The organism is Massilimicrobiota sp. An80 (assembly GCF_002159255.1).
Classification (GTDB): Bacteria; Bacillota_I; Bacilli_A; order Erysipelotrichales; family Coprobacillaceae; genus Allocoprobacillus; species Allocoprobacillus merdigallinarum.
Map to the genome: position 1 here is coordinate 1 of NZ_NFHI01000043.1, position 21399 is coordinate 21399.

A 21399-nucleotide genomic window follows, 5' to 3' on the forward strand; every position below is an offset into this window, starting at 1 on the left:
AGAGCTCCGTGATTATTTCATCAGAGATCGTTCTCTCCTCGACCTTTTATTCATCGCTTCCAGAAATACCATCAGCGCTCTTGCCAACGATGCTAAATTCAGAAAAAACAAAAGACTCGAAAAACACAGAAAGCTCCGAAAATCCTCTTCCCCCTATCTCTATAAGGATACAAAGGATAATGTTGTTTTTGGTGCCATCTCTACCCTTCATACTTTTGGCAGACCCCTTGAATTCAATCCTCATATCCACATGCTTGTCTGTCAGGATGCCCTCAATCTCAGGAAGGACTGCATTAAAAGCCTTGCCTATATGGATTTCAATAAGCTCAGAAAAACCTGGATGTTTCAGATCCTTGACCTTCTTGACAGGAAAATCAACACAAGACAATTCCATGCACTTAAAAATTCTCTTTATAAAAACTATCCCGACGGTTTCTATGTCTATGCCAAAGAACCAAAAAAAGACCAGAGCGAAGATGATGTTGATGATACCGTCGCATATATAACACGCTATACCAACAGACCTGTCATGGCAGAAAGCAGAATTGTAGAATATAATGACACGACCAAAATGATTCATTGGTTCTATAATCGTCATGAGGATGACAAAAGAATCGATGTCACTGAAAGAGTTGAGAGATTCATCCAAAAAGTCATCAGACACTGTCCGGATGAAAACTTCAAGATGACTCGCTACTATGGATTCTATTCCAACAGGTCGACCAGACATTACAATAGAATGGCTGAGCTTCTGGCTCATAAGCAGAAAAAGGAAACACAGTACAAGAAGGAAAGACAGGCCATCGCAAAAATTCAAATCCAGAAGACACATTTCCGTTATTTTATGATACAATCATTTCAGAGGGATCCCATCAAATGCAGATGTGGAATGATCATGAATTATGCTGAAACATATAATCCCTTCGAAGGAGGACGGAAGAATGACATCCCGTACAAAGAAAGATGCATCTACACATCAAAATATCTCAGAAGTCAAACCATTAACGCCAGAAGAAGTTGATGAAATGCTTCTCCATGATGACACATATGAATCAGATAAGGTACTTATGAAATGTGACAGATGCGGATGTGAAATGGAACTTGACGGATACATATTAAGTGAAATAGCGGAGGCTGATGGAGATGATGAACTGTCATGCATCTGCATGAAATGTGGAAAAGGAACAATGCACCAGGTCAAAAAATGATATATCTGGTTACGTTTTTGCATGCAGAAAAATAGAGTAATGCTGGTGCATTACTTTTTATTTTGCTCATTGTTAATATTTGCTTTAAGCATTTATCAGCCAAACGAAACCAAATTCCTATAATATAAAAAAAATGAGGATATTTAGTCCTCATTCAATCATTTGAAGCAATATATGCTACTTATTTAACTAGGCATCCATATCGCTGTTGACATAGAGCTATAAATATTTGACATACCCTTCATCATGATAGAAGAAAGATTCTTCAAACTTTTGAAAATCAAGTTTTTTTAACAAATGTTTTGAACGCTGATTATCCTTATAAACATAACAAATCACTCTTTGAAAATGATACTGTTCTTTCATAAACACACAAAAGGCTTCCACGATTTCACTTCCATAACCTTGAGACCAATAAATACTATCTATTGTATATCCCAAAACAAAAACCTTTTCATTAGCCACATCTACAAATAAATCACCAATCATCTGATCATTCTCTTTTAAGATAACTGCTAAATGATAATTTGTTTTTGGTAGATTCAAATCTGTTAACTTTAAACATTGCTGAATACGTTTTGTTGCATCTTTTACTGAATACTTTTTCCATGATTGATAATAAGCGACTTCCTTTTTTTGACGATACTCACTCATACGCATAGCATCTGTAACTTCTAAACGTCTTAAGTATAATCTTGATGTTTCTAAAATCTTTTCCATAATGTTAACTCAAATGATAATAAATAAACAACATGCGATCTTTTCCATTAATATCCTTGATAATTTCATAAGGCGTATCAGGAAAATATTGTTCAACTGCCTGTGACATGAGTTCTCTTTGATCAAATCCCATTTCAAAAGCAAGTAAAGCACGGTCTTTTAAAACATGACGAACATCTTTAAAGATCTTTCGATAAAAATACAAACCATCATTTCCACCAAATAAAGCCACATGGGGTTCATTATCTTTCACAACACTTTCAATTTCCTGATCTTGTGGAATATAAGGTGGATTGGATACAAATATATCAAACTTCTGTTGACGGTCTATCAATGGCTCTAACATATCCCCTTGATAAAAAGTCACTTGAGCATCTAATTCACTGGCATTCGCTTTAGCGACCTCTAATGCTTCTTCACTGATATCTGTTGCGACGACATTTAATTTTGGTTCTTCTAATGCCAAAGTAATCGCAATCGCTCCTGAACCCGTTCCTACATCACATAAATCAATAGATGAATAATCATCAAAATAATCATCAATTTTATAAAGAATATTTTCTACCAATTCTTCTGTTTCATAACGTGGTATCAACACATTTTCATTGACTATAAAATCTCTAGAGAAAAAGTTTTCTTTTCCATTAATATATTGAATAGGTTCCCCATTCATATATCTTTGCATACCATCCTGAAACTGTTTTAATAATTCTTCATCAACTTCTTCATCTATCATCAGATACAATTGATGAGGCTCTTTATGAGCCAAATGATAAAACAGAACTTTCGCAACATTACAGTCTTTATCTTTTTCATCAAGCATGGCTTCACTTTGACGAATCAGTTCTCTTAAAATCATTGTTCTTCTCCTAGAAGTTTCAATCTTTGATCTTCATTCATCAAAGCTTCAATAATATCATCCAGTTTCCCTTCCATAATACGGTCTAACTGCTGAATCGTTAATCCAATACGGTGATCAGTGACACGATTTTGTGGATAGTTATATGTTCTGATCTTTTCGCTACGATCTCCAGTTCCAATCTTACTACGACGTTCACTGCCAATTGCTTCTTCCTGTTCACGTAATTTCATTTCATATAATTTTGTACGCATTGCACGCATTGCTTTATCTCTGTTGTCATGCTGACTACGTCCATCCTGAGAAGTTGTCACAACACCTGTTGGAATATGTGTAATACGAACTGCTGAATCTGTTTTATTGATATGCTGTCCTCCTGCACCTGATGCACGATATGTGTCAATTCTTAAATCAGATGGATTTAATTCAAAATCAACTTCTTCTGCTTCAGGCATCACAAGCACAGTCGCTGTAGAAGTATGCACACGTCCCTGTGTTTCTGTCTTTGGTACACGTTGTACACGATGTGAACCAGATTCAAACTTCAATTTTGAATAAACACCTTCCCCTTTAATCATAAAGGAAATCAAAGAATAGCCCCCAGCTTCACTATCCTGTGCTTCCAAAACTTCAATCTTCCATCCCTGTGACTCTGCATATTTGACATACATTCTATACAAGTCACCAGCAAAGATATTTCCTTCATCTCCACCAGCAGCTCCACGAATTTCTACAATAACATTTTTATTATCATTTGGATCTTTAGGAATTAATTCTAAATGAAGTTTTTCTTCTAATTGAGGTTTCTTTTCTTCTAATTCACTTAATTCCAGTTCAGCCATTTCCTTAATTTCTGGATCACTTTCTTTAAGTAATTCTTTGGCTTCTTCAATTCCATCTAAAACCTTTTTATATTCTTGATATAACTGATAAGCATTTTCCAGACTTGCCTGTTCCTTAGAGGCTTCTGTCATCTTTTGAACATCATTTGCAATGCTTGGATCCATTAATATTTCATTTAATTCTTCATATCTTCTTGCGATTGTTTCCAATCTTTCCATCATATTATTCATACTCTAACCTCCAAACCGTTACCATTATAATATAAACATTTAAAATAAGCAAAATAATCTTGTCATAATCTTTGTTTTTTCATTGACACAGATAGATCATTTTTTTATACTCAATATAAAGTGGAGGAATAAAAAATGTTAAAAGCGGTTATTTTTGATATGGATGGATTAATGATTGATACAGAAAATGTCACTTATCAATGTTATAAAGATGTTTTAAAAACGATGAACTTAGAAATGACAAAAGCGTTTTATACAACTTTATTAGGGCGTACTATGGAAGCCACAAGACGTGCAATGTTTGATCAATATGGCGAAGATTTTCCTATTGAAGAAGTTGCGAAAAAAGTACATCAGTTAATGGATGAACAATTTGCAAGAGAAGGTGTTCCATTAAAAGATGGTCTTGTGAAATTGTTGACTTATTTAAAGGAACATCATTATAAAACAATGATTGCTACTTCAAGTCGTCGTGAAAGAGTCAATGTTTTATTGACTGATAATGGTATTCTCAATTATTTTGATGATGTCATCTGTGGCGATGAAGTCGAACATGGAAAACCTGCTCCCGATGTTTTCTTGAACGCTTGTCAAAAGTTAAATGTTCAGCCAAGTGAAGCACTTGTCTTAGAAGATAGTGAAGCAGGTATACAAGCAGCCCATAACGCTCATATATCTGTGATTTGTATTCCAGATATGAAATACCCTGATGAAGATTATGCTAACAAAACAACTTGTATTCTTGATTCACTTCATCAAGTGATTGATTATATTGACAATTTATAAACATAAAAGATTATCAGCCCCAAAAACTGATAATCTTTTTTCATTGATCATTTTTTCTATTCTTTCGATTCTTCCTTTGACGATAAGCTCGAATAGCCTTATTTCTCGTCGGTATCCCAACCCCTAAAAGCAACACAACCATGAGTATTGTAAAATCCATTGATGATTCTCCTAGAATTCTTTTTTATTCATAATAGATAGACTGACTTTTAAAGAAACCAACATAACCAAAAATCCAATCATCAAAAGAATCATCATAAATATTACTGGACCTAAAGCATCAATAGCTAAAATCAATGGAAGAACATCAATATGAAAGATTTCCACTATTTTCATCACCACAAATCCAATCACAACAAGGACACCTACACAAGCAATGAGAGCATATCTTCCTTTTTCTCCACCAAAACGAAGATGAACAGGTATCATCAATGATTCTATAACAAGAAACATCGGTAAAATCACGAAAGCTCCAATCAACATATCTGAAGTCACAGGCTTCCCCTGAACAATAAGCATCAAGCTACATATCATCACTGATACTATCCAGGCTCCTGTTCCTAAAATCAATCCATAAACATACTTTTCTAAAACATAAGTTTTTCTAGAAAAAGGAAGTGTTAATAAGAATGGATAACCATTATCAAATTCATCATAAGAAATTGTACTGACGGTAAATAATGATAGTATAAATGTTATAAAACCAATCATAAAAGTTGGATCTTGCGAACTGATTGATATCAAACATGCCACAACAATAATAATGATAAAGAAATTCTTTTGCATCAACATCAATTTAAAATCTTTAATCAATAAACCTTTCATGATTTTTCACCTCTAATCATCATTGTCATCACATCATCAATATGACTATTTTCTAATACAATATTAGGATAATTTTCTCTATAATATTGTTTTTGATGAGTCAAACAGCTATAACCATAACTTTCTTTTTTGTATTTTAAGATATACGCCTTATCCAACTGTTCAAATTGTTGATCATCTACCTTTAATAAACCATATTCACTTAATAAGACATCCGTATCTTCATGCATGATCACTTGACCATTATGAATCATATAGACATCATCACAAAGTGTTTCTAAATCACTGGAAATATGAGAACTGATTAAAATAGCTCTTTGATCATCTTCTGCCATATAATCTCTCATCATATCAAGCAATTCATCTCTCGCAATCACATCTAGCCCCGCTGTTGGTTCATCTAAAATCAATAATTTTGCCTGATGACTCATCGCAACAATTACTTTCAGTTTGGCTTTCATCCCTGTAGAAAATTCTTTGATTTTCTTATTTTTAGGCAATTCAAACAGATTCACCATACGTAAGAAGAATGATTTATCAAATCGTTTATATAAATTCTCTAATATAGGAATAATATCTGATATTGTTAAATATCCACTAAAACCTGAATCCGATAAAACAACACCTAATAACTGTTTATCCTCTTCATTCAAAGCAGATTGACCAAATATTTCAATTGATCCTCCATCACATTGAATTAATCCCAAGATAGCTTTAAATGTTGTACTCTTTCCAGCTCCATTTTGTCCTATCAAGCCAGTGACATAACCTGGTTTGACTTCTAAAGAACAGTCTAATGAAAATGAAGCATAATTCTTTTTTAAATGTTTTACCTTTAACATAATTAACCCTCCAGAATCATCTCAAATAAACTCTTTAATTCTTCATCACTGATTCCACATCTTCTACCTTTTTGAATGGCCATTTCCAAATCGGCTTCGATTTCCTTTTTTTGTTCTTCTAATAACAATTCACGATTATTCGCACTCACATATGTTCCTTTTCCATGAACTGTCACTACAACCCCTTCTTCTTCCAAGTTATCGTACGCTTTCTTGACAGTCAGGGCACTTATTTTCAACTCTTTTGAGAGAGTACGAACAGATGGTAACTGATCATTTTCTTTAAGTTTTCCTTTTCTTATCATTGTTTTGATTTGATCAACAACTTGTTCATATATAGGTGTCATTAAAGAATGATTAATAATAATTTTCATTTTCTCCCTCCTGTTCATAAACAGTATATAACAGTATAAAACTGTTGTCAACTGTTATATACTGTTATATACAAAAAAAGAACTATCTTATAGTTCTATAAATTCTTTGTATAGTTATAATGCAACATCTCATAATCATTTTGTTCATAAAAGTGATGCGCCTGTTTTCTATAAGTCGATGTTGATAATTCAATCTGTTCTAAACGCAATTCATTGGCCTTAGCTTCGATAGCCTGTAATAACTGTCCGCCAATTCTCTGACCTCGACTTTCTGGTAAAACAACCAGTTCAACAATTTCTCCTGTATCTTGATTATGATGTAAATAACGATGAATCTGAAAGCTTAAAAACCCTAATATTTTGTCTTGTCGATAAACCAGATATATCACATCATTACTATTGATTCCCTGGTGATAAGTTTGTTTAAAATGATCATAATCCAATTTTTGATTTTCTAATATACACATTAAATCATAAATCTCATCACAATCTTCTAATCTTGCTTTTTCAATCATATAAACCCTCTTTTCTCTATATTTTATTATATCATAGGTATTGAACAGCTTTCGACAATATTATACAATCATTATGGTGATTTCATGAAAAAAATAAAATTATTTGTTTGTTTGGTCCTTTTGCTTGTTGGATGTCAACCGCAACCACAAACACAACCTCAAAAAGAAGAAACAAAAAACACAGTAAGCTGTCATTTTATTGGTGATTTATTATATGAGAAGCCTTATTATGACTGGATCGAAGATGATAGCCAAGATAAAGGCTATTATGATTTGGTGAAAACTTATTTTCAAAAAGATGATTTGACGATTGCCAATTTGGAAACACCTATTGGTGGTAAAGAACTGAACATTTCTGGGACAGGCTATTCTTTTAATGCTTCTCGTGAAATTGGTAAACAGGTAGCATCGCTTGATTTAGAAGTCGTTTCAACTGCTAATAACCACGCTAATGATCGAGGAAATCAAGGCATTGATAATACCCTTGATTTCTTAAAAGAAAAAGATATTTTAGCTGTGGGCACTTACTATAATCAAGATGATAGAGATCAAGGAAAATATATGACTATTCATGGAATAAAGCTTGGTTTTGTATCTTATACATATGCAACAAATCAAATTGTCAGTGATGAAAATCAAGCCAAAGTTGCTTTATTTAATCGTCCTAGTGACCGAAAAATGACACAGGCATATAAAGATTTATTAACGAAAGAAGTGACTCAAACTAGAGAAAACTGTGATGTCTTGATTGCAATGATGCATTGGGGAAATGAATTTACATATGATATTTCAACTCAACAAGAAGAAGTATCTCAATTGCTTAGTGATTTAGGTGTTGATATTATTATTGGTAATCATTCTCATTGTTCACAGCCTATGGAATGGATCAATAATAATCGCACTTTATGTATGTATTCTCTAGGAAATTTTGTAAGTGCAGACCCTATTGTTGATCGTACACATCAGGAATTTAAAAATGCTTATAATGTATCTATGATGGTATCATTGGATATCGTTAAAGAAAATAATCAAATTTCTATTCAAAACATTGACTATATCCCTGTTATCAATTACTATGATGAACATTTACAAAACTTTAAACTTATTCCTTATGATCAATATACATCTCAATATGAAACATCACATTATCATTATCATAATGGTCTGACAAAAGAATGGATTCAACAAACTTATCAAAAACTTATACCTGAAAAGCTATCAAATCATCAACTTCAATAAATAGCTTTATAAAATGATAACCGCACTCAAAGTGCGGTTATTTTTTAATCTAAATCTTCACCATTTGTTTCAATGACTTTTTTATACCAGTAGAATGATTCTTTTCTTCTACGTGCAAAATCTCCAGTTCCATCATCGTATCTTTCGACAAAGATAAATCCATAACGTTTTGCCATTTCACCAGTAGAAGCAGAAACCAAATCAATGCATCCCCAAGGTGTATAACCTCTTAAGTCTACACCATCTAAAATAGCTTCATGCATTTGTTGGATATGACTTCTTAAATAGTCTACACGATAATCATCACGAACTTTTCCGTCTTCATCAATCTTATCATATGCACCTAATCCATTTTCTACAACAAAGATTGGTTTTTGATAACGATCCCAGATTTCATTTAATGAATAACGAAGTCCAATTGGATCAATTTGCCATCCCCAGTCACTTGCTTTTAAGTATGGGTTTGGAACCCCACCTAAAATATTACCTTTACCAGTTCCTTTTGATTCGTCAGCAGTTTGGCAATTTGACATATAATATGAACATGTATAGAAATCAACAGGTCCTGCCGCTAAAATATCATCATCACCAGGTTCCATATGTACAGTAATGTTGTTGTCTTTGAAATATCTCTTGATATAGTTAGGATATTTTCCACGACATTGCACATCACTACAGAACCAGTTCATTAAGTGATTCTTTTGTTGATTAACAATTTCATCTTCAGGATGACAAGTTAAAGCATAACTTGTTGCCATAATTTGCATACATCCAACTTGATTATTTGGATCAATTTCATGTGCCATTTTCACAGCTAAAGCACTTGCTAAAAATTGGTGATGTAATCCTTGGAAACGATTGTTTGGATTATCAACCTGATCCATAAAGTCCATAGCTTTGATTTCATTTAAAATTCCTTGTGATAAGAATCCACCCATTGGTGTTGTTGCACTATTGATTTCATTGAATGTCAACCAATATTTCACTTTACCTTTATAACGTGTAAAAATAGCTTTACAGAATCTTAAATAACAATCAATCATTCTACGATCTACCCATGAATTCCATTTCTTTGTCAGATTGAATGGAACTTCATAGTGAGAAATAGTAACCATAGGTTCAATTCCATATTTTAAGCATTCATCAATTAAGCTTTCATAAAATTTTAATCCTTCTTCATTTGGTTGTTCTTCATCACCATTTGGAAAGATTCTTGTCCATGCAATTGAAAAACGATACATTTTAAATCCCATTTCAGCAAATAATGCAATATCTTCTTTATATCTATGATAATGATCAATTGCATCATGACTAGGATAAAAAGTTCCTTCTTCTAAAACTGGTGTAATTCTTTTACTTGTTGTTGCTGTACCACCTGTACAGATATCTGGACAAGAAATACCTTTTCCACCTTCTTGCCATCCACCTTCTAATTGATTAGCAGCAGTTGCTCCACCCCAATAAAACCCACTTGGGAAACTCATATCTTTCATTCCTCCTTTTTCCATATTATAATCAATATTCCCATTTTTTCATATTCATTTTCATAACTTGAAAGTCTTTAACCTATATATCTTGACTGCCCAAAAGCATAAGATAATCTCATAAGGAGATAAATGATAAATATGATATTAATAAAAGGAATCAAGGCTATCAACATTGTCCATCCAGAACTTGTAACCATCTTACAAAAAGAATAAATATTATAAATTGGAATCAAGGCATACCATCCTTTTAAATGAGCCTTTTTGAATAATTGCCACCACGCTATGATACTTATTAATGATATAATGAATCCACCTGTTAAAAATATATTTGAAAATTCCTGCATCATAATCCTCTCCTTTTCTTATTATAGCATAAAGGACTATTGACAATAACAATAGTCCAATAATCTTAAATCAAAACCAGATGATTTCTTCTTATTTTCAAACACTGAAATAAATTTTATATAGGCATTGACATCAAAATAAATCTATTCCAAAGCCCCTTTAACTTTCTTTCTTGTTAAGAGTCTATTTTGTCTATTAGCTAAAGCATCTTTTCTTCCTTGAAGCAAAATCTTTCTTCCTGCTTCATTTCTTGTATAAATCAATTGATATTTTCCTATATAAGGTTGCATACACTGCGCAAAAATCATCGCATCTTCTTTACGTTTAGAAAAAATATCAGGAACGACAAAGTATCTATCCATCTTATTTCTTTGATGTTTGTTGTAAAGGATATAACGTTGATTATCAATTTCATCAAAAAATTCATTCACACATTTTGCAAATAAAGCCTTATCATGAGCAGTTCCTCCACTTAAATAAATAGAGTATAAAACCGCTTGTGATTCTGTTTGTACACGACAATTCAACATTTCAAACAAATGCATATTTAACATAGCCTGATAAATGCCATCACCAAAAGACTGTAAACGATTCAAAGGATTCATCCATGTAAATACTTTTTTTAATCTCCATAACACGCTCACAACACCAATGAAAATACAAGAAAATAAAACATAAATCATAGACTTGCTTTGAATGTGTAAAAGCATTGCTAGTACACATATCAAAATACCTGTAAGTACAAAACTCAGTATAGTTAATAACACATGTCTAATCGCATCATACAATAAGACACTTGTCATATTTTGATCTTCCATGTCTACTTCTTCAACAACTTCAATCTTATCATATATAGCTAAAGAACGATCCCATCTTTCTTTTAACTGTTCTCTTTGAGAGGATAATTCTAACATTTTTTGATTGGTTTTTTTAATATGTGAACGATCTAATGGATACTGAATTGCAGTCAATCTTTCAATACCATTTTCAATAAAGTCTTTATCATAATGAAGGCCTAAGAAATGTTCCATCCTTCTTCTCAAGTTTTCAAAATCACTTTCAGTCTGATTAATCTCCTGTCTATGATTGATAATTCCTTTTTGAGGAGGAACACAGACAAGATGCCAGATATGACTCACTTTATCAGGATTTTTATGATAGGTACGAATGGCTCTTCCACGCATTTGATTACTTAACATAAATGAACCAACAAAACTTGCGAGAATTAAAGTATTTACGCAAGGTGAATCCCAACCTTCACCAAGCAATGACTTTGTCCCAATTAAAACTTGAATATCTTCCTGTTCAAATAAATCACTCACTGCTTCTATGATTTCATGATGATTTCCTTTCACATTCACTTTAACATAATCATCAATGGCCTTAAATGGCTGAAATGTCATTTCTATTTGTTGTGAGACAAGTTGTCTTAATTGATTTTTTAAAAAAGCAGGAATGATAATCATAGATCCACATAAGACTGCCAGATGAAATGGTTGATGATGTTGAATACTTTCTCTTCTTAACATTTCAAAGAAAGGAAGAACCCCTAAAGCATGCACACTCATTGTATCATCACCAATAGCTTTTTCATATTCACCTTTGATATAATCCGTTAAAATTAATAATTTTAACTCTCTATTCATATGTTTGTATTCATGGCATACAATATCTCGAATACTTTCACATTTTCCAACCGAAGAAATCAGCATCTTTTCAAAAGCAATATCAACTTGCATAATGACTTTCTTTTTCTCAATCAATCCATGTGATTTGACATATTTGTAAAGCTCTTCAAAATCTTCCTCATTGATAATATAAGAATCCCTGTCATCAAAGAAAAATCCCTGCAATAAAATTTCCATCCATTTTATAGACATCTTCTCCAACTTCTTTGTTCCCAATATTTTTAAATATTCTCTTGGATAAGAGAGTTGTTGACTTTCCAAGTAAATCAATAGAGAAGATAAATACGCTGGATTTTCTAATGCTTTATCTAAATCTTGAATAGATCTCACATATGGATGTGATAAAATAGCCTGTTGGAATTTTTGATGATGCATGAAAAATGAAAAAACATTTTGTACATCATCTTGAAATTCTTTCATCTTGGCTTCTTCTTTAGCTGTTGGATAATTAAAATAAACATAATCCTGATGTGGACACAGACTCCCTTCTTTGACTAATTCAGGTACTGTAATTTCTATGTCAATGTCTCCACACATATCTAAATATCTTGTCCACATGGCTATAGAAGAATCATATGGTGGTGTTGCAGTTAAGGAAATTGTAAAAACAGTAGTGATTTGCTTTTTAAAATCCTCCAATGCTTTCCACCATTCAGTTCTTAAATGATGACATTCATCTAAACATAATGTTTCTATTCCTGCTTCTTTTATAGCTTCAATTAAAGAAAAATCCTGATAATCTACATTTTCTTCATCTTCTTGATCTTTAACCTTTCGCATGGCACTATGAATAGATTGATACGTTGAAACATTAATCAATCGAAGATGTTTTAAATCCTGTGATATATATTCCTCACTTTTCAATCCTGCTTTTAAAAAAGCTTCTTTGATTCTTGTCACCCATTGTTGTCGAATAGTAATTGTTGGTACAAGAATTAATGCTGGTTTATTAACGCGTCTGATAATTTCAATACCTAAAGTCGTTTTTCCTGAACCAGGCGCAGCGACAATATGAATTTTATGATCTTTTTTATAAATATCTAATTGATTCAATACTCTTTGTTGATAATCTCTCCAAACACCTTGAAACTCTAATATATCTTGACAGTTCACCATCATCACCTCTCGTTTTCATTATATAATAAAAGACCGTTAATGACATTATTAACAGCCTTATTCCTTTATTTTCTAATCGCTTGAACAGCAATACAACCTGGTCCACCTTGAGCTATAAAAACAGGAGAAAGATCATACATTTCAATGACTGTATTTTCAAAAACAGTCTGTAACTGTTTGACAACATCTTGAGCCTGTTTCAAAACCCCTGCATGTGTCACATAAATTTTAAAGTCTTCATTCACACCTAATTCTTGGAAAGCTTTCATAATTTCTTTAACAGCACTTTTAAAAGTCTTTTTCATAGCATATTTTTCTAATCTTTTAGCATCTTTTGTAGTTGTCATAATAGGTGTAATCTTCAACATACCCCCAAGTGTTGCTGCAAGTGGCGTTAAACGTCCGCCACGTTTTAAAAAGCCAAAGTCTTGAGGAATTAAAAATGATTTTTCACATGCAATGCTTTTATGTAATTCTTTCATAATATGATGAATATCCAATCCCTGTTCTCTTAAAGCAACAGCTTTTTCTACTAAGTATCTTTGTGGTCCACATAAAGTCATAGAATTAATAACATGAATATTTTCACTATGCTCTACACTTTCTTTTGCACTCACTGTACTTTGATATGTTCCTGATAATCCATCAGCCATATTAATAACCAAAATGTCTTCCTCTGGATATTTTTCAAATAATTCCATTGTTTCACCAATAGAAGGCTGTGATGAACTAGGTACATGTCCTTCTTTGACAATATCTAAAAATTCCTGACTTGTCACATCAACATATTCTTTATAACTCTTTTTATCAGCTATAACATTTAAAGGAAGAACATCAACCCCTATTTTTTCTCCTTCCTTTGGTGATAGTAAAGCTCCCGTATCCGTAATAATCTTCATATCCAATCTCCTCGTATCCATAATCTCTTAATTATAAATTAACAAATATGTATAGGAATGTCAATATAAATGTAGTTTTTAAAACCATATTTGATAGAGAAAAAATCAATTTATTTTTTTATTTCATTATTGCAGAAATTATTTTAATTATTTATGTATAGGTGTATTATATTAGTAGAAAGAGAACTTTTTCATAAAAATTCTTGACCTTGTAGTTACTCTATAGTGTTTAATAAGGATGAAAGAAGGGAAAACATATGATTACATTCATTAAAAAAATTGTTATTCATCAAAAGAAAGACTATTTACTTTTATTAAGTATCTTAACATTGATAGCTTCTTTTGAATTTTGTTTTATTGCCATGTATGATCATCTTTCGCGTTTAGATTTAAAAATTGACTGGATGACATTCAGGGCCATTGCCTTTATTCCATTTTTAACCTTAATGATAGCAGTTGTATTGAGTGTTTTTGTTGTGAAATATTTTATTCAAAATAAAAAACACGAATTTTCAATGTTATTACTTTTTGGAAGAAAACCCAAAGATTTATTTCTTTATCTGATAATTCAATATGGTATCATGTCTTTGATTGCTTTTTTTCTAGGATTCATTTTAGGTATCTTGATTATGAAAGGTATCAATATTTATCTGATCCATATTCACATGAATTATATTTTCCAATATCATTTCTTAAATACATTTTTCTTGTATACTTTCTTTTTAATCTTTACTGTGATCTTTATTTTAGCAATAAGTGCTCAACAGTTTACGGAGATTGATACTCATATTATAGAAACAATAAATCATAAGAATATGCAAAAAGTGACACCTTATATGATTTCTATGAGTCGTCATGATCAAAAACGTAAGGTTCCAACCGGTCAGATCATTTCATCCCTATTCACTCTCTATATCTTTTTCTACTCATTATATGCATTAGCGACTGATTCGTTATTTGAAAATAAATTCATTTATTTTGCATTATTTCTAATATCTATTGCTTCCATTATTAATACTTTCATTCCACTTTTATTCGATCTATTTCACTCGACACTTCTTCATCATCCACTCTTATTCAACAGCATTTCAAGCTTTATTGATTTAACCAATCAGCTTGTTTCTATTGCTAATATTCATTCCATTGTCTTACCTACAATGTTTATCCTTGTATTAATGAGTGGTGACATGAGTTATATAACCCCCTTCATTATCCCGTGTTTTATTATGATGCTAATCATGTTGTTACTATGTTTTATTATCAAATATTCACTATATATCAAATCCATAATGCATATTTATGCGACGCAATATGCTTTAGGTTATAGTCCAAGTAAACTTTTTCAAATTTCTATATTTAAAAATCTTTTATTTCTTATATTAGTTATCTTTATACCATTTGTTTACATCTATTCTTTAGGGGATTATATTATCACTCATCAATTTCTCACAAGCCAAGTGATGTATAGCTTAGAATGTTTATATTTGGTTTTATATACTTTGCTTATGATTTATATTATCTTGAAAGAAAGACACTGTATAAAGGAGGTCATCAACAATGTCAAATATCTTAATAGAGGCGAATAATATATCAAAAATATATGATCAGGATATATTCTTAAAACGAGGAAAAAATATCTATGCTTTAAATAATGTCAATTTCCAACTTCAAAAAGGTGATTTTATCTGTATTATGGGACCTTCTGGTTCTGGGAAGAGTACATTATTAAATTGTTTATCAACATTAGATCAACCTAGTCGTGGTGATATACAAATCTTTAATCAGTATATTTCTCAAATGCATAAAAATGACTTATGTGAATTTAGATATCAAAAATTAGGTTTTGTTTTTCAAAATCATAACTTAATTCCTTATCTATCTATTTATGATAATATTGCTGCTCCTATTATTCTAGGTAATCAAAAAAGTCAAGATATTGAAAACAGAATCAAAACTCTTGCGAAAGATTTAGAAATCGAAGGTATTCTTGATAAATTCCCACATGAATGTTCAGGTGGCGAATGTCAGAGAACCGCTATTGCACGTGCTTTAGTCAATGAACCAGAAATTCTATTTTGTGATGAACCTACAGGTAATTTGGATTCTAAAAATTCTCATAAGCTTTTAACAATTCTATCGCATCTCAATCAACGTGATACAACAATTGTTTTAGTGACACACGATCCTATGATTGCCAGTTATGGAAAAACAATGATGTATTTATATGATGGTGGCATTAAATCTGTTGTCCAAAGAAATCAGGCAACACAAAGGGAGTTCTTAGACCAAATTAACCAAGTCGTTCATCAAGATACATTGCTTTATGAATTTGACCAGACAAGCCCTTTACAATCTACTAATCCTGCTCCTACAACTGAAAAAATCAAAGTTGATAACCAAGATAAAGCATTTATATCCAGACAAACTGTTTATATGGTATTGGATGGATTCAAAAGTGATGAAAACATCTTAAAAAATAGTACACCGCTTTATATTCATGGTACTCACATATCTTATCAGAATGTTCATCATGATGATATTGAATTTGATTTCAAGGATATTCAAGAAATCAGAATGGATTTAACTGCACAGTTTGTTATTTTTGGTATATATAGTGAATATGTCTTTCATATTCTATTAGATTGTGTCAGCCCTCAAGGAACATATAAACTTAAAGTAAAAAATAAAGATGATTTCATTCATATTATTGATTACTTCCATCAAAATCATGTTAAAGTTATTGATCCTCGACACATTGAAGATGCTTATCATCAATATCCTGATGATTATTCTCGTCAAAAATATTATAAAAGAACTCACAAAGATCTATTGAAAAAGAAATAAAAACCTGCTCATATGAACAGGTTTTTATGTTCTTCAATCATTCAAATGAATTCTCAGATTCTATTTTCATCTTGAGTATCTGTATATTTTAAGTCATCATATCATTATCAACTGATTAATAACCATTCTGACATCATGTCATTGAAGTCAGTCATCTTATCATCATGATTCTTTCATCTCTTACAATCTTTTTTTTGAACAAAAAATAAATATATTATTGGAATATATATGATTATTCCAATAGGTATTATTTTTAAAAAGTGAGATTGTAAAAATGTGATAGAAGATAACATAAATGTTAATTGAGCCATATCAGCAGTAAATTCATAAAATGAGAATTTAGTAATTAATATAATGATAAAATATATAATATAGTAAAATAAGACTATTTTATCTAATGATGTAATATAAGATAAGTGTATACTCATTCTATAATAAACAAAGAATATAGCAAGTAATAGCAAGCTACTCCCTATCAGAACATTTGAAAATTCGTTAAATTGAATAATCGTGCTAGTTTAATCGAACGCACCTATTGGAGCTATATATGTTAATAAATCGTTTTCTTTTAAATATATGGACACTGATATAACAACAATAAAGAAACAAATCTTTATAAAAAAATATATTTTTTTCATTTTTACCTCCACTTGTCTTTATATTGTCATTTCATGTTCAGTATATTAAGTCTTATGATTCTTCAATAACTCCCATTAATTCTAAGATTCTATTTAAATCTTTAGTATCTGTATATTTCAAAGTAATTGTATGATCATCAACTTTAATTTTTGTGCGGTATTTTTTACGTAATAATCCTTCTACATAAACATATTCTTGAGGTTTTACTTCTTTAGGTTTAGACTTTCTTGCTTCTTGAAGCTTGATTCCTTTGACAATATCTTCAACTTCTCTTACAGATAATTGTTGTTCAATAGCTTTTTTTGCAACTTCTAAAGCTTTCTTTTCATCAATTGTAATTAAAGGCTTGATATGTCCCATTGTGAGTGTGCCTTCTAAAACATAGTCCTGTAATTTTTGAGGCATCTTTAAAAGTCTAACAGTATTCGCTACATGAGCTCTAGACTTACCAATACGCTTTGCTAATTCTTCTTGCGTTAATTTGAGCTTTTTCATCATATTCTGATAAGCTTGAGCTTCTTCAATTGCATTTAAATCTTCACGTTGAATATTTTCCAGCAATGCAATTTCCATCATTTGCTGATCTGTAAATTCTACGATAATAGCTGGAACTTCTGTTAAACCAACAATTGAAGCTGCACGATAACGTCTTTCTCCAGCGACAATTTCATAACCTTGAATCGCTTCTTTTAAGATAATTGGCTGAAAAATACCATGTTCTTTGATAGATTGTGCTAATTCATTCAATTTTTCTTCATCAAAATGTTTTCTAGGTTGATAAGGATTAGGACGAATCTGATCAATGGGAATCTGAACTTGTGCAAATTGAGATGGTTTTTTCTCAATTGCATCAATCATTGTTTGAATATCTTCACCTTGAAATAATTCATTTAAACCTTTACCTAAACCACTTTTTTTCTTTTTACTTGCGGCCATTTCGTTTCACCACTTCCTTAGCCAATTTGGCATATGCTTTTGCGCCCTCAGAATGAGCATCATAATCAAAAATATTTAATCCTTCAGATGGTGCTTCAGACAATTTAATATTTCTAGGAATCACAACATCATATACCTTTTCTCTAAAGTATTTTCTGACTTCCTGTGAAACTTCCACTCCTAAATTGGTACGTGCATCCAACATTGTAAGTAAAACACCTTCTATAGTTAAGTTTTCATTAAAAACCTTTTGTGTTAATAAAATTGTATTCAACAACTGTGTAAGTCCTTCTAAGGCATAATATTCACACTGTACAGGAATCAATACAGAATCCGAAGCAGTTAAAGCATTTGTATTCAATAAACCAAGTGCCGGTGGACAATCAATAATCACATAATCGTATTTATTTTTATATTCACCTAATGCCTTTTTCAGTCTTTGTTCTCTTCCAGATTTGACTTGTGAAAGTTCAATTTCAACACCAGCCAAATCAATATTTGCTGGAACAATGTCAAGGTTATCTACACCAGAAGGAATACTAACATCTTGAATAGGCATTTGCTGTGCGATAGCATCATAAATTGTGCATTCTAAAGATGCACGATCAACACCTAATCCCTGTGTCGCATTTGCCTGAGGATCAATATCAATTAATAAAACTTTTTTACCCATATATGCAAGAGCTGCACTTAAATTAACACTTGTTGTTGTTTTACCAACACCACCCTTTTGATTTGTAACAGCTATAACCTTTGACATTTTCTTTCCTCCTTATCTTTTTATTCCTATTTTCTCTCCCATAAGTACACGTGTTTCATCATTATTTTGAGAGTTTTTAATAATATCTTCATCTAAAACAACTATATCTTTTTTAAACAAAACAACTATTGTTGATCCACCAAATTCAAAATATCCTTTTTCTTCTCCGCGCTGAAATGATGTCTTGGAATGATTCACAATTTTTCCTACCATCATTGCGCCTACTTCCATATAAATAACATCCCCAAAGTGTTGTGTATGTAACAACGAATATGAACGTGAATTCTGTTTATAAATGGGGTAATAATCATTTGCAACAGGATTAACAGTATGAAAAATACCAGGTATATAAATATCCTGTTCTTTTGTTCCATCATCAATATAACAATAACGATGATAGTCGTCTACCGTCAACCTAAAAATCAGACATGTTCCACCATCATATTCCTGAGCTAACGTTTGATTCTTCAATAAATCAGATAAAGAATAGACGGTATCCTTTATTGTTAAACATGTATCTTGATGAATTGGATAATAGGTTAATTTAGAATCTGCAGGTGCAATCAAAAGATCATGTTCCATACAAATAGGTCTTGCTTCTTTTTTTATTTTTCTAGTAAAAAAATCATTATAACAGCTATATTCCTGTTTTTCATATTGACTCATATCAATTTGATTTTGTTGAATAAACGGCTGTATCTTACGTTTTGAAAATCGACTATTCATATAACAGCCACCAATGTGGGTAATAAAAGGAAGGGTTAACACTTTTAGTGCACATCTTCCTAAAAAATGACTGTATAAAAATTTTAATAATTGATTTTGTCTTTGATTGACAATGAGTTCTTGTCCACTTCGATCAAATATTCTCATAACATCAACAATCCTGTACAAATCAAAATACCCATAACAAGCATAACTAAAATGCCTTTTAAACCAGGTTTTCTTACTTGAAAATTAATAATAAATGCCCATGCGACAACAAACATAACCAATGCATATATACTATACGTCAACTCAGCTGTCAAAACATGTCTTAATAAATAGATAGCTGGAAAGATTAATGCTGCACTTGTAACAGGTAAACCCTGATAGTATTTTCTTTTTTCTGTGGTTTCTTTTTGTCGCATTTCTTCAACCACATTAAAATATCCCAGTCTACTAATAGCACATAAAGCATATAACGAAAAAATAAAAAACCATAACCAAGTTACACCACACACAATAGAATCCATCATGGTATATCCAATAATAGCTGGAAAAATACCAAAGCTAAACATATCAGCTAATGAATCAATTTGTATCCCAAACTTTTTCTCTTCCTCTGTTCTGTCTTTTTTAGTACGTGCTACCATTCCATCAAAAGAATCAAAAGCACCACTTAACAATAAGCAAATAAGTGCTCCACTAAAATTCCCTTTAAATGCCAAATGCGTTCCAAACAAAGCACTTATCAAACTTAAATAAGTTAATATGACAGTATAATTATAAAAACCAATCATATCTTTCTCCCACACATTTTATTTTAACGGTTGTATTATAGCATACTTCTACATTTTTTTATAGGACTTTTCTATAATAGAAGAAATTTCATGAATTGTCTACAAAAAAAGAGTTCGATTTCTCGAACCCTGACTATTTATTCAATCGTAATTGTATTGTTGTTTTCGATGACTTTCATATCCTGTTTTGGTATTGATATTCTCAAGACTCCATCTTCAAATTTAGCCTTGATATCGCTTTGTGGTACACTTTCTCCCACATAGAAGCTTCGACTCATGCTTCCTGCATATCTTTCCTGTCGGATATATTGTCCTTCTTTATTCTTTTCATCTTTATTTAAGCTCTTTTTAGCTGAGATTGTCAAATAGCCATTGTCAAATGACAATTCCACATCTTCTTTCTTGAAGCCTGGAAGATCCACATCCAATTCATATGTTCCTTCCATTTCTCTGACATCTGTCTTCATCACATTTCTTGAATGTTTTCCATACAATGGATTTTTCTTTCCAAAGAATTCCTTGTCAAAATCATCAAACCAGTCATCAAATAAACTTTCTCCAAAAATACTAGGCATTAACATATATATCACCTCTTATGAATAATTCTAAGCATTGTTAGAGAATGAACAATGTTTGATATGAGAAGTAAGGAATGCCTTTTTTATTCTCTTTCCTTATTTCTATTTATATTATAGTCCTCTATTTTAGCAGAGTCAAGTATAGAGTGCTAAAAACATTTTTT

22 protein-coding genes are annotated in these 21399 nt (G+C 31.4%); 6 read left to right on the forward strand and 16 right to left on the reverse strand.

The features are described from left to right. On the forward strand, positions 1–1021 hold a 1021-nt coding region (locus B5G32_RS10735), incomplete at its 5' end, for an IS91 family transposase (protein WP_087936651.1). Further along, positions 942–1208, forward strand: a complete 267-nt coding sequence (locus tag B5G32_RS10740) for a hypothetical protein (RefSeq protein WP_087936652.1) — start codon at positions 942–944, stop codon at positions 1206–1208. The genes B5G32_RS10735 and B5G32_RS10740, both read left to right, overlap by 80 nt. A gap of 219 nt (positions 1209–1427) precedes the next feature. Here the strand turns inward: B5G32_RS10740 and B5G32_RS10745 are convergent, their stop codons facing one another. The 3 genes from B5G32_RS10745 to prfA are packed head-to-tail and all read right to left on the reverse strand — an operon-like array spanning position 1428 to position 3860. Further along, positions 1428–1928 (reverse strand): GNAT family N-acetyltransferase, encoded by a 501-nt coding sequence (locus B5G32_RS10745; RefSeq protein WP_087243915.1) that lies wholly within the window; start codon positions 1926–1928, stop codon positions 1428–1430. Between the two features lie 4 nt (positions 1929–1932). Further along, a complete protein-coding gene (gene prmC, locus B5G32_RS10750; RefSeq protein ID WP_087936653.1) occupies positions 1933–2787 on the reverse strand; it encodes a peptide chain release factor N(5)-glutamine methyltransferase in 855 nt (284 codons plus the stop codon). After that, positions 2784–3860, reverse strand: a complete 1077-nt coding sequence (gene prfA / locus B5G32_RS10755; protein WP_087358288.1) for a peptide chain release factor 1 — start codon at positions 3858–3860, stop codon at positions 2784–2786. The genes prmC and prfA overlap by 4 nt, the downstream gene beginning before the upstream one ends. A 135-nt stretch (positions 3861–3995) precedes the next feature. Between prfA and B5G32_RS10760 the strand changes: the two genes are divergently transcribed. Next, positions 3996–4646, forward strand: a complete 651-nt coding sequence (locus B5G32_RS10760) for an HAD family hydrolase (protein ID WP_087936654.1) — start codon at positions 3996–3998, stop codon at positions 4644–4646. Between the two features lie 171 nt (positions 4647–4817). Here B5G32_RS10760 and B5G32_RS10765 read toward each other — a convergent pair whose 3' ends face one another. The 4 genes from B5G32_RS10765 to B5G32_RS10780 all read right to left on the reverse strand — a co-directional run bounded on the left by B5G32_RS10765 (position 4818) and on the right by B5G32_RS10780 (position 7202). Next, entirely contained in the window at positions 4818–5471 is a 654-nt protein-coding gene (locus tag B5G32_RS10765; protein WP_087936655.1) for an ABC-2 transporter permease, read from the reverse strand. Beyond that, positions 5468–6313, reverse strand: coding sequence for an ABC transporter ATP-binding protein (locus B5G32_RS10770; RefSeq protein WP_087936656.1), 846 nt, complete (start codon positions 6311–6313; stop codon positions 5468–5470). The genes B5G32_RS10765 and B5G32_RS10770 overlap by 4 nt, the downstream gene beginning before the upstream one ends. Before the next feature lie 2 nt (positions 6314–6315). Further along, positions 6316–6687 carry a GntR family transcriptional regulator gene (locus B5G32_RS10775; protein WP_087936657.1) on the reverse strand — a complete coding sequence of 124 codons (372 nt, stop codon included), beginning with the start codon at positions 6685–6687 and terminating at the stop codon, positions 6316–6318. A 95-nt stretch (positions 6688–6782) separates the two neighbouring features. Continuing rightward, positions 6783–7202: a GNAT family N-acetyltransferase gene (locus B5G32_RS10780; protein WP_087936658.1), complete on the reverse strand. Its 420-nt coding sequence runs from the start codon at positions 7200–7202 to the stop codon at positions 6783–6785. A gap of 84 nt (positions 7203–7286) precedes the next feature. Here B5G32_RS10780 and B5G32_RS10785 point away from each other — a divergent pair, with 84 nt between their 5' ends. Beyond that, on the forward strand, positions 7287–8441 hold the full coding sequence (locus B5G32_RS10785; RefSeq protein WP_087936659.1) for a CapA family protein: 1155 nt from the start codon (positions 7287–7289) through the stop codon (positions 8439–8441). A gap of 44 nt (positions 8442–8485) precedes the next feature. Here B5G32_RS10785 and B5G32_RS10790 read toward each other — a convergent pair whose 3' ends face one another. The 4 genes from B5G32_RS10790 to B5G32_RS10805 form a co-directional block, all read right to left on the reverse strand. After that, positions 8486–9925, reverse strand: a complete 1440-nt coding sequence (locus B5G32_RS10790; protein ID WP_087936660.1) for a glycoside hydrolase family 1 protein — start codon at positions 9923–9925, stop codon at positions 8486–8488. Between the two features lie 77 nt (positions 9926–10002). Next, positions 10003–10275, reverse strand: coding sequence for a DUF5684 domain-containing protein (locus B5G32_RS10795; protein ID WP_143746632.1), 273 nt, complete (start codon positions 10273–10275; stop codon positions 10003–10005). A 141-nt stretch (positions 10276–10416) separates the two neighbouring features. Beyond that, complete coding sequence (locus tag B5G32_RS10800; RefSeq protein WP_087936662.1) at positions 10417–13077, reverse strand: DEAD/DEAH box helicase family protein; 2661 nt, start codon at positions 13075–13077, stop codon at positions 10417–10419. Positions 13078–13142: 65 nt separating this feature from the next. Then, on the reverse strand, positions 13143–13976 hold the full coding sequence (locus B5G32_RS10805) for a DegV family protein (protein ID WP_087243927.1): 834 nt from the start codon (positions 13974–13976) through the stop codon (positions 13143–13145). A gap of 257 nt (positions 13977–14233) precedes the next feature. On the opposite strand from B5G32_RS10805, the gene B5G32_RS10810 reads away from it, so the two are divergent. Then, positions 14234–15562, forward strand: coding sequence for an FtsX-like permease family protein (locus tag B5G32_RS10810; RefSeq protein ID WP_087936668.1), 1329 nt, complete (start codon positions 14234–14236; stop codon positions 15560–15562). Then, positions 15534–16820 carry an ABC transporter ATP-binding protein gene (locus tag B5G32_RS10815; RefSeq protein WP_087936663.1) on the forward strand — a complete coding sequence of 429 codons (1287 nt, stop codon included), beginning with the start codon at positions 15534–15536 and terminating at the stop codon, positions 16818–16820. Before B5G32_RS10810 ends, B5G32_RS10815 begins: the two co-directional genes overlap by 29 nt. A gap of 690 nt (positions 16821–17510) precedes the next feature. Here B5G32_RS10815 and B5G32_RS10820 read toward each other — a convergent pair. The 5 genes from B5G32_RS10820 to B5G32_RS10840 form a co-directional block, all read right to left on the reverse strand. Next, positions 17511–18395 carry a ParB/RepB/Spo0J family partition protein gene (locus B5G32_RS10820; RefSeq protein WP_087246033.1) on the reverse strand — a complete coding sequence of 295 codons (885 nt, stop codon included), beginning with the start codon at positions 18393–18395 and terminating at the stop codon, positions 17511–17513. Beyond that, positions 18382–19155, reverse strand: coding sequence for a ParA family protein (locus tag B5G32_RS10825; protein ID WP_087936664.1), 774 nt, complete (start codon positions 19153–19155; stop codon positions 18382–18384). Before B5G32_RS10825 ends, B5G32_RS10820 begins: the two co-directional genes overlap by 14 nt. 12 nt (positions 19156–19167) lie before the next feature. Next, positions 19168–20028 carry a phosphatidylserine decarboxylase gene (locus tag B5G32_RS10830; protein ID WP_087936665.1) on the reverse strand — a complete coding sequence of 287 codons (861 nt, stop codon included), beginning with the start codon at positions 20026–20028 and terminating at the stop codon, positions 19168–19170. After that, entirely contained in the window at positions 20025–20657 is a 633-nt protein-coding gene (locus B5G32_RS10835; protein WP_087936666.1) for a CDP-alcohol phosphatidyltransferase family protein, read from the reverse strand. Before B5G32_RS10835 ends, B5G32_RS10830 begins: the two co-directional genes overlap by 4 nt. Before the next feature lie 137 nt (positions 20658–20794). Continuing rightward, the gene (locus B5G32_RS10840) at positions 20795–21238 is read right to left on the reverse strand and encodes an Hsp20/alpha crystallin family protein (RefSeq protein ID WP_087936667.1); all 444 of its coding nucleotides are present in this window, start codon (positions 21236–21238) and stop codon (positions 20795–20797) included. Between the last annotated feature and the right edge of the window lie 161 nt (positions 21239–21399).